Source organism: Luteimonas sp. GW821-FHT14E02, from assembly GCF_058803905.1.
Genome location: NZ_JBXAPK010000008.1, coordinates 202,314 through 211,208 on the forward strand (window position 1 = coordinate 202,314; position 8,895 = coordinate 211,208).

The 8,895-nt window shown below is 61.9% G+C and carries 6 protein-coding genes; all 6 read right to left on the minus strand.

Features of this window, described 5'->3' with window-relative positions:
- Nucleotides 1–395: 395 nt before the first annotated feature.
- The 6 genes from AC1RNP_RS14610 to AC1RNP_RS14635 all read right to left on the minus strand — a co-directional run bounded on the left by AC1RNP_RS14610 (nt 396) and on the right by AC1RNP_RS14635 (nt 8,142).
- A complete protein-coding gene (locus AC1RNP_RS14610; RefSeq protein ID WP_493052003.1) occupies nt 396–1,199 on the minus strand; it encodes a CPBP family intramembrane glutamic endopeptidase in 804 nt (267 codons plus the stop codon).
- 218 nt (nt 1,200–1,417) lie between these two features.
- A complete protein-coding gene (locus tag AC1RNP_RS14615; RefSeq protein WP_493052004.1) occupies nt 1,418–2,311 on the minus strand; it encodes an NAD(P)/FAD-dependent oxidoreductase in 894 nt (297 codons plus the stop codon).
- Nucleotides 2,312–2,391: 80 nt separating this feature from the next.
- Nucleotides 2,392–5,499, minus strand: coding sequence for an efflux RND transporter permease subunit (locus tag AC1RNP_RS14620; RefSeq protein WP_493052005.1), 3,108 nt, complete (start codon nt 5,497–5,499; stop codon nt 2,392–2,394).
- Entirely contained in the window at nt 5,496–6,644 is a 1,149-nt protein-coding gene (locus AC1RNP_RS14625) for an efflux RND transporter periplasmic adaptor subunit (protein ID WP_493052006.1), read from the minus strand. Before AC1RNP_RS14625 ends, AC1RNP_RS14620 begins: the two co-directional genes overlap by 4 nt.
- A gap of 5 nt (nt 6,645–6,649) precedes the next feature.
- Entirely contained in the window at nt 6,650–7,474 is an 825-nt protein-coding gene (locus tag AC1RNP_RS14630) for an oxidoreductase (protein WP_493052007.1), read from the minus strand.
- Nucleotides 7,475–7,560: 86 nt separating this feature from the next.
- Entirely contained in the window at nt 7,561–8,142 is a 582-nt protein-coding gene (locus tag AC1RNP_RS14635; RefSeq protein ID WP_493052008.1) for a TetR/AcrR family transcriptional regulator, read from the minus strand.
- Nucleotides 8,143–8,895: the final 753 nt, after the last annotated feature.

Here is an 8,895-nt window from a genome sequence, read left to right on the forward strand (position 1 = left end):
GGATGGCCGGCCCGGCTCGGTCTTGACTCGCTCTAGCGGCCGATATCTTTGCAGGAAGGGGCGGAAGATCCCCTGTTTCAAAAGCAACTGCAAATGGAAGAATCGCTGTATGCGCGTATCGCCATGCAGCAGTTCCTTGACTCTGTCAGCGCCTTATCCCTCAGAGATAAGGGATGTTTTCAATAGATTGCGCCAAGACTTGGTGTGGCAGAGCGAACTCGCTTGGATGTCTGTTTTGGGTCGAAAGCGGACATTGGCTCGACGCCATTACGCGGAAGAACGAGCGACCGCTTCCGGCCATAAGCGGACATTCTCAGAGTTGGAGTAGGGCGGCAGCACCATAAAATGATCCGCCATGACCGAGGCGGAAATCGTCTCCGCACGCGTCGACTATTTCAACGCTGTCGATACCGCCACGCTATTGCTGCAACTGCCAGATTCAATGCGGCCATCGAGACCCAGATCGACAGACCGTTGGCCTGGGCCTGGGCAAGATCTCCGAAGATGGGCCGCCAAAGTGATCCGTCGCTCGTTCGCATCAACGCGTCCTGGGTCAGGTTGTTTGCTATGTGGAATGCCGCGACGAACGGCAGGTTCCGGGTCGCCAACATCAAACTCGCATACATGAATCCACAAGATCCCACCACCAGCAATGCCGGCTCCCATGGAAGACCGCCGGCGATGTGTGCCGCGACAAAGATCAGGGTTGGTAGCAGTGCGGCCAAGAAAGCACCTCGCTCATGGAACAGGCGTTCCATGCCGTAACTCCGGTAACCGACTTCTTCGGCGATGCCGATCGCGATGGAGGCTAGCGTCGCGGTATACAGTACGCGAGTGTCCAGCGTGGGGTTCACCTGCCACGAGAACGGAGCCCACAACGCCACCAATGCAGCCCACCCCAACGACAGCAATATACCCGCGACAAGGCCCGCAATGCATAACAGTAGTGTGCGGGGTCGCGCGACCACCCCATAGCGAAACCAGTGCAAGCCGTCTCGGCGAACATAGATCGCAGTGCATCCCACGACCAATGCCATGACGAGTACGCACTTGAGCAGCCACGTGATGGTTTCCGGGACATCGCGGCCCGCCAAAAGAATCGCCAGGAAGGTCCCGCCGAACGCGAGGCCTGCAATCAAGGCGTAGTACACCCAGACGAACCAGGATGGACGTTGCGGCATTCGCAGTTCCCTACTCATGTGCGTGGCGAGTATAGGGGACTTGATGCAACCCACCTGCCCGCTTTGGGTCGAAAGCGGACATTGGCTCGACGCCATTACGCGGAAGAACGAGCGACCGCTTCCGGCCAGAAGGGGACGTTCGTTTCAGACGCCTTCCAGCCTTAGCGCCTCATGAAGACGGCGATCGCCGTTGCGACCTCGAATCGCGTTGATCGCGCCTTGGTGGTGCTGTCGTCTCAAACCAGCATCGACTGCTGGGCGAAGATGCCCGCCATCGCGCCTTGCCATGATGCCGTGGTGACTGAGGGAATGAGGGGGTTAGTGAGGTCGCCGGCGGCGTAGATGCCGGGCATGCTGGTTTCGCGGCGCTCGTCGACCTTGAGGACGATGCCTAGAGGCGTATCAACCGTGGCGAGACCCAGAGCTTCATGCAGGCTTGCGGACGGCTTGTTGCGCGGATGCGCGAACAGGATGTCGACCGCGACACTGGGACCGGTATCGAGATTGACGGTGGCAGCATGGCCCCCGCAATGGGCGATCTCGGTGATCCGGCCTTCAACGACAGGTATGTTGCGGCGCGCCAGATCGGCCCGGATATCGGGAGGAATGTCGTGACCATCGGCGAAGAGCGTTAACTTGTCGGTCCAGTCGTGGAACAGCCTGACCTGATTGTGCGACTGGGGGCCCGACCAGACGAGGCCCCAATGCTGGCCGGCGACTTCAAAGCCATCGCAATAGGGGCAGGGCACGATGGACGTGCCCCAGCCTTCGGCAAAGCCCGGAACATCAGGCATCTGGTCGACGACACCATAGCTCAGGACCAAGCGGCGCGCCCCAAGACTTTCACCATCGGCAGTGAGTACGGTGAAATCGTCGATGGCGCCGGAGATGCTGTCGGCCCGGGCATTGACCAGCCTGATCGTGGGATAGCGCACTAGTTGCTGCCGCGCCTCGGCCAGGATATCCAGCGGTGGCTTGTGATCGTGGCCAAGCAGGCCATGCGAGTGGCCCGCGAAGCGATTGCGCGGCAGACCGGTATCGAGAACGATGACCTTGCGGCGAGCACGGCCGAGCTGCAGGGCGCCGGCGAGGCCGGCAAAGCTGCCGCCGATGATGATGACGTCATGCATGGTGCTGGGCTCCGTGTGTGTGGCTGAAGGGGTTGGACTGGGCCTTGGTGATGCCAATGCCCATTGGCGAAGCCGGTCGATCACGCTGGCTGGGCATGCGGCTGCCCGGGCGACGCGTCGCGGCTACTGCCCGGAGGAGGCAGGATCTTGAACCAGATGGAGTACATCGCCGGCAGGAACACCAGCGTCAGGATCGTGCCGGCGAACGTGCCCCCGATCAACGTGTACGCGAGTGTCCCCCAGAACACCGAATGGGTCAGCGGGATGAAGGCGAGCATCGCGGCCATGGCCGTCAGGATGACGGGCCGTGCACGCTGCACCGTAGCTTCAACGACCGCATTGAACGGACTCAATCCTTCCTGTTCGTTGTGATGGATCTGGCCGATCAAGATCAGTGTGTTTCGCATCAGGATTCCCGAGAGCGCGATCAGGCCGACTAGCGCGTTGATGCCGAACGGCTGCTGGAAAATCAGCAAGGTCGGCACCACACCGATCAAGCCGAGCGGACTTGTGGCAAATACCATGACCATGGCCGCGATCGAACGAACTTGCAGGATGATGATGAGCAGCGTGAGCGCGATCATGATCGGGAACAGCGGCAGCATTGCAGTAGTGGCCTTGCCGGATTCTTCGATCGAGCCGGCCTGTTCGATTCGGTAGCCAGAAGGAAGCTTCTCGATAATCGGCTGCAACTGCTTCAAGACGGCAGTGGAAACGTCCGGCGGTTGCAGCCCTTCGGCGATGTCGCCGCGAACCGTCATAGTCGGCGTGCGGTCGCGGCGACGCAGGATGGGATCTTCCATGCGTACATCGACCGTCCCCACTTGAGATAGCGGAATACGCTGTCCTGCCGATCCGACCAGCGTAAAGCCGGCTATTTTCGCGGGATCAAGGCGGACGTTACCCGCTGCACGGCCCGTTACCTGCACCGAGCGAATGTCCTCGCGCACTTCCGTGAGTGGCACCCCGCTCAGCAGGAATTGCAGTTGTAATGCCACAGAGTTGGAGGTCAGCCCCACGGCCTGCAAGCGGTCTTGGTTGAGCGTGAAGTGCAAGGCGGGTACGCGCGGGCCCCAATCCGTGTTGACGGTGCGCATCATCGGACTGGCGCGCATGACGTTCTCGACTTCATGTGCAATCGCGCGCAGCTTGTCTGCGTCCGGTCCCATGACGCGGTAGGCAACAGGAAATGGCGAAGGGGGGCCAAATACGATCTGTGTGACACGTACCTGCGCTTCGGGCGCCAATCCGTCGGCCACCGCTCGGCGCAGCCTGAACTTGAGGATTTCCCGTTCCTTGTCATCGCCCGCGAGCACCACGATTTTGGCGAACGACGGATCGGGCAGCTCAGGTGCCATTGCCAGGAAAAAACGTGGCGCGCCCTGACCGATGTAGGAGGTTACGACCCTTGCTTCCTTCTGCTTTGCCAGCCAGGCTTCGACCTTCACTGTTGCGGCACTGGTTTGCTCAATCGAGGTGCCATATGGCATCTGTACCTCGACAAGTACCTCTGGCCGGTCGGAAGTCGGGAAGAACTGCTTCTTAACCAGCCCCATGCCAAGGACGGCCAGCACGAACGTGCCGATCACTGCGCCGGCAACCAGCCATTTGCGTGCGATGACACGCCCCAGCACCTGGCGGAAGCGGTTGTAGTTGGGGGTGTCGTAGATCGCCTCATGCCCGCCTTCGACCTTTTTAATGTCAGGCAGCAGCTTCACACCCAGGTAGGGGGTGAACACCACCGCCACGATCCAGGAAGCGATCAGAGCGATGCCGACGATCCAGAACATGTTGCTGGTGTACTCGCCTGCCGTGGAGCGGGCGAATCCGTTGGGCATGAAGCCAATGGCCGTGACCAGCGTGCCGGAAAGCATGGGGGCCGCCGTGTGGCTCCAGGCGTAGGCCGACGCAGCAACGCGGCTATAGCCTTCCTCCATCTTCACCACCATCATTTCGATGGCAATGATGGCGTCGTCGACCAGCAGGCCCAGCGCCAGGATCAGCGATCCCAGCGTGATGCGGTCGAAGTTCTTGCCGGTGGCAGCCATGATGACGAACACGGCGGCCAGCGTCAGCGGCACGGCCGCTGCGACCACGATGCCGACACGCCAGCCCATGCTGAGAAAGCACACCACCATCACGACGAGCAAGGCGACGAAGAACTTGACCATGAACTCGTCTACCGCTGAACTGATGTTCACGGCCTGATCGGTCACCTTGGTCAGCGCCATTCCCAAAGGTAGATCCGCGTTGATCTTGGTGACCTCCGCTTCAAGTGCCTTGCCCAGATCGAGTCCATTCCAGTCATCGCGCATGACGATGCCAAGCAGAAGTGCCGGTTCGCCGCTATTGCGAACCAGGAAGGTAGCCGGGTCTTCATAGCCACGCTCGACGGTCGCCACATCCGACAATTTCAGCGTCCGCCCCTGCGTGACGATCGGGGTTTGTCGGATCTTGTCCAGGTTGTCGAACGCGCCATCGAGGCGAACGAAGACCTGCGGCCCCTTGGTCTCGATAGAGCCCGCTGGGGTCAGCACGTTCTGGCTGTTGAGCGCGGCGAAAATGTCCTGCGGTGCCACTCCCAATGTCGCCAGGCGGTCGTGGGAGAAGGAGACGAAGATGCGTTCGGGCTGTTCCCCGATGATGTTGACTTTCTTCACCCCCGGAACGTGCAGCAACTGCTGGCGCAGCGATTCTGCGTCGCGTACCAATAGACGCTGCGGTTCACCCTTTGCCTTGAGGGCAAAGAGCGCAAACGTCACATCCGCGTACTCGTCGTTGAGCATGGGGCCGATGACGCCGGCGGGTAATCTCTTGGCCTCGTCACCCAACTTCTTGCGGGCCTGATAGAACTCCTCTTGGACCTCAGAAGGCGGAGTGCTGTCACGCAGAGAGATCATAGTGAAAGCGAGGCCAGGGCGCGTGTAGGTTTCCGTGCGGTCGTACCACCGCAGTTCCTGCAGGCGCTTTTCCAGCGGTTCAGCGATCTGATCCTGCATCTCCTGGGCCGTCGCGCCTGGCCATACGGTGACGACCGTCATCTGCTTGATCGTGAACGGAGGGTCTTCCGCGCGTCCGAGCTGGAAGAACGCGAGGATGCCAGCGGCGGAGATCAAGAAGATCAGGAACAGCGTGATGGAACGTTCGCGGACAGCAAGCGCCGACAAGTTGAAACGGCTCGCGCTCACGGCCCGGCTCCTGCGGTCGTGGCAGCGGATCGGCTCAAGATTCGGACCTGCTCGCCTTCGCGCAACAGATGGGCCCCAAGCGCGACGATGCGTGCGCCTTGCCTGAGCTGGCCGGTGACATGTGCGCTTTCATCGTTCATGCGCACGATCGTGACCGGCCGCCACATCACCTTCGCAGGGTTGCCATTGATAACCCACACACCCGGCCCATTGCCCGCGTCAAACAGGGCGCCGACCGGTACCTGCCAGCCGTCACGCTCGCCAGCACGGCCATCGGCAATCTGGATGGTGACCGTGGCACCCAGCGGTGCGTCGGCCAACTCTCCTTCGAGCACGTATCGCGCCTCGAAGGTGCGGGTCAGCGGGTCGGCGGCATCCGATAGTTGCCGGAGTCGCGTCGGAACCACGACGCCGTCCTTGCCGAAGAGCGTGGCATGCCCGGTGGATCCGATCGCAGGGCGCAAGGTTTCCGGCAACTGGACGATGGCCTCACGCGGTCCGGCGTGGGCGATGCGTATGACTACCTGCCCCGCGCTGACGACCTGGCCAGGTTCAACCAACGTTTCCATGACGACGCCGTCGGCATCCGCTTCAAGCGTGGCGTACTGGCTCGCATTGCGCGCCACCGCTGCCTGCGCGTCGACGGCGCGAAGTTGCGCGCGGGCGGCGTCCGCCGCTGCCTTCGCTTGGTCATACGCCGATGCCGAGATGACGCGGCTGTCGAGCAGCTCGCGATAGCGGGCTTCATCCGCGGCTGTCTGCTTGGCCAGTGCGCGTGCGGCCGCGACCTGCTCCTGCTGCGCATGCGCCGCGAGATTGAGGTCCACCGGATCGACCCGTGCCAGCGGCTGTCCGCGCTTGACGTTTTGCCCCGTGTCGACGAATCGCTGCACCAGCTTGCCGGGGACCCGGAAGCCCAGGTCGCTCTGGACCCGTGCGGCGACCACACCGGTGAACGCGCGGGAGGCGGCGTCGGTGTCGTGCACAAGCGTGGTGCGCACCAACGGTGGCGCGGTGCGTGGGTCCGCAGCGGATTCGGCAGTGCAGGCGCCGAGCGTTATTACCGAGACGGCTCCGATGGCGATCAGGAGGGCACGGCCGCGGAGGGCGGTCGATACGGGTGTCAGCGAGTTCCCCTGGGACATGGCCGTTACTCCGTCGGCAGCAGGTGCAGGCGAAGGTTCTTGCGGATGCCGGCATCGACCGCCGACGCCGGCGCGAAGGCACGCAGCAGGCTCAGGACCTTGGCTTGCTTGCCCGCGGTGTAGCGCAGCTTCGGACGCTCGGCGGTGGCCGCCTGCAGCACCGCCTCGGCCACGACCGCGGGATCGTCACCCTTGGTGAACAACTCCTTGGTCACCGCGTCGACATGCGCACGCACCTTCCCGTATTCGGCCATCGGGGTATCGGCCGTGATCGCGCTGGTCAAGAACTGCGTGCGCGTGTAGGCCGGCTCGATCGTCGACACGCGGATGCCGTGCGTGCGTAGCTCGTGATCGAGCGATTCGGAGTAGCCTTCGACCGCGTGCTTGCTTGCGGAGTACAGCGCGCCATAGGGCATTGGCAGGAAGCCGAGCACGGAGCTGATGTTGATGATCCGACCGCTGCCCTGCCGGCGCATGTGCGGCACGACGACCTTGGTCATGCGCGCCACACCGAAGAAGTTGATTTCGAAGATCGCCTTGGCCTGCTCGATCGAGCTTTCTTCGGCACCAGCCGCGGTCGTGCCGAAGCCGGCGTTATTGACGAGCAAGTCGATGCGGCTTTCCAGGCGGATCAGTTCGCTGACGGCGGCGGCGATGGACGTGTCGCTGGTGACATCCAGCGGCAACATCTCGAACCCCTTCTTCGATACGCCACCGCGTCGGCTGGTGCCGTACACCTTGTAGCCGGCGCTAAAGAGGCGCTGCGCGATCGCTTCGCCGATGCCCGACGACGCGCCGGTGACCAGAGCAATCTTTCCTTTGGAGTTCATGACGTGCCTCTATGTTCGTGTAAGTGGGTTTCTATATGACGATCGTCATATTGGTTGATGAAAGAAAACGCGGTGACGCCACCGCGTTAGTGAGAAATCGGATCGAGGTGTTTGAGTGCCGCTTCGCGCAACGCGTCGGACAACCTTGGATCGTCAACCGCGCGTGCCAACACGATCGTGCCGACCATTGTCGCCAACGTAACGAGCGCGCGCTCGTGCGCGGCCGGCTGACCCCAGTCCGGGAACTGCCGGGCGATCAGATCGATTGTTTCCTTGAGTCGGCGGGTCGCCGCGTGCCGCACTTCGGGCACTTGCCGCGGCATCTCGGAACCGAGCGCGGCGACGTGGCAGCCGGTCTCCACGCCTTCCATGTGGTCCTTGGACAGATAGGCCTGGATCATTGCCTGCAGCGCCTGCGGCCCCGACGAACCCGCGGCTTGATGCTGCAGCGACTGCACGCTCTCGAAGCCGGCACGGTCGGCTGCCTCTGCGAGCAAGGCGTCGCGCGAGGGGAAGTGGGCATAAAAACCGCCGTGGGTCAGGCCGGCGGCCTTCATGATGTCGGCGACGCCAGTGCCGTGGTATCCGCTCTTGCGGATGGCGCGGGCCGCCACTTCGACGATGCGCTCGTGGGTGGCTTCCTTGGAGCGGGCGGGAGCGCGTTTCATATGACGATCATCATATTCGCTTTTCCAAGCCATTGCAAGTGGCCGAGCAACGTCGTCGCACCACGATTGGGCACGGACTCCCACGGGCCGCTTTGCGGCTCCACAAAGCCATGGCCACTTTGGGTCGGAAGGGGACATCGCTCTGCGCTCTATGAGACTTCGCTATTCCTACTTGCGGTGTGTATGCCGCGGCATGATGCCCGAGACGGGCGATGTGGAGCGCTGCCCCAGTTGTAGGGCCGCCTCCCTGTGCTCCTATCGCGACTTTGCTGCTGAAACCGCAACGGCTGTCTGATCGCTTTTATGATGTTCCTCTAACGAGGGATCCATGTTTTCTTCGGACATAGGAAGGGGCGCATCGGTGGCGTGCACCGTCGATCGAGTCAAATGCGCGCCAGTCTCCGCGTCCTACATATGTATCCTTTGGGGTGCGGAGGCTACACAAACAGCGACAATTTCATCATCGCTAAGTGCCTGCTGTGCAAAGAATTTTTCGACAAGCGTGCGAATGACGTCATTCGCAGCTTGGAGACTGGAGACCGAGCGGAGACGCTGACGCGGAGAAATTTCGACTTTCCGACGAATGGCTGACATTCGCAGAATCGCGAAAACACTGCGGGAAAAGGGGTTTTTCGGACGAAAAAAAACCGACGGAGACTCGTCGGTTTTTTAGGAGTGGTGGACCAAAGGAAACCTAACACCGAAAAGTCTCCGGGGCTTAGTGGGGCCTCATGGGGTCTAAAGAGCACTCCT

What these genes read in the sequence shown, in the direction of transcription:
- AC1RNP_RS14630 (WP_493052007.1), bottom strand. Translation starts at nt 7,474, where the DNA reads ATGAACTCCAAAGGAAAGATTGCTCTGGTCACCGGCGCGTCGTCGGGC.
- AC1RNP_RS14615 (WP_493052004.1), bottom strand. Translation starts at nt 2,311, where the DNA reads ATGCATGACGTCATCATCATCGGCGGCAGCTTTGCCGGCCTCGCCGGC.
- AC1RNP_RS14625 (WP_493052006.1), bottom strand. Translation starts at nt 6,644, where the DNA reads ATGTCCCAGGGGAACTCGCTGACACCCGTATCGACCGCCCTCCGCGGC.
- AC1RNP_RS14610 (WP_493052003.1), bottom strand. Translation starts at nt 1,199, where the DNA reads ATGAGTAGGGAACTGCGAATGCCGCAACGTCCATCCTGGTTCGTCTGG.
- AC1RNP_RS14635 (WP_493052008.1), bottom strand. Translation starts at nt 8,142, where the DNA reads ATGAAACGCGCTCCCGCCCGCTCCAAGGAAGCCACCCACGAGCGCATC.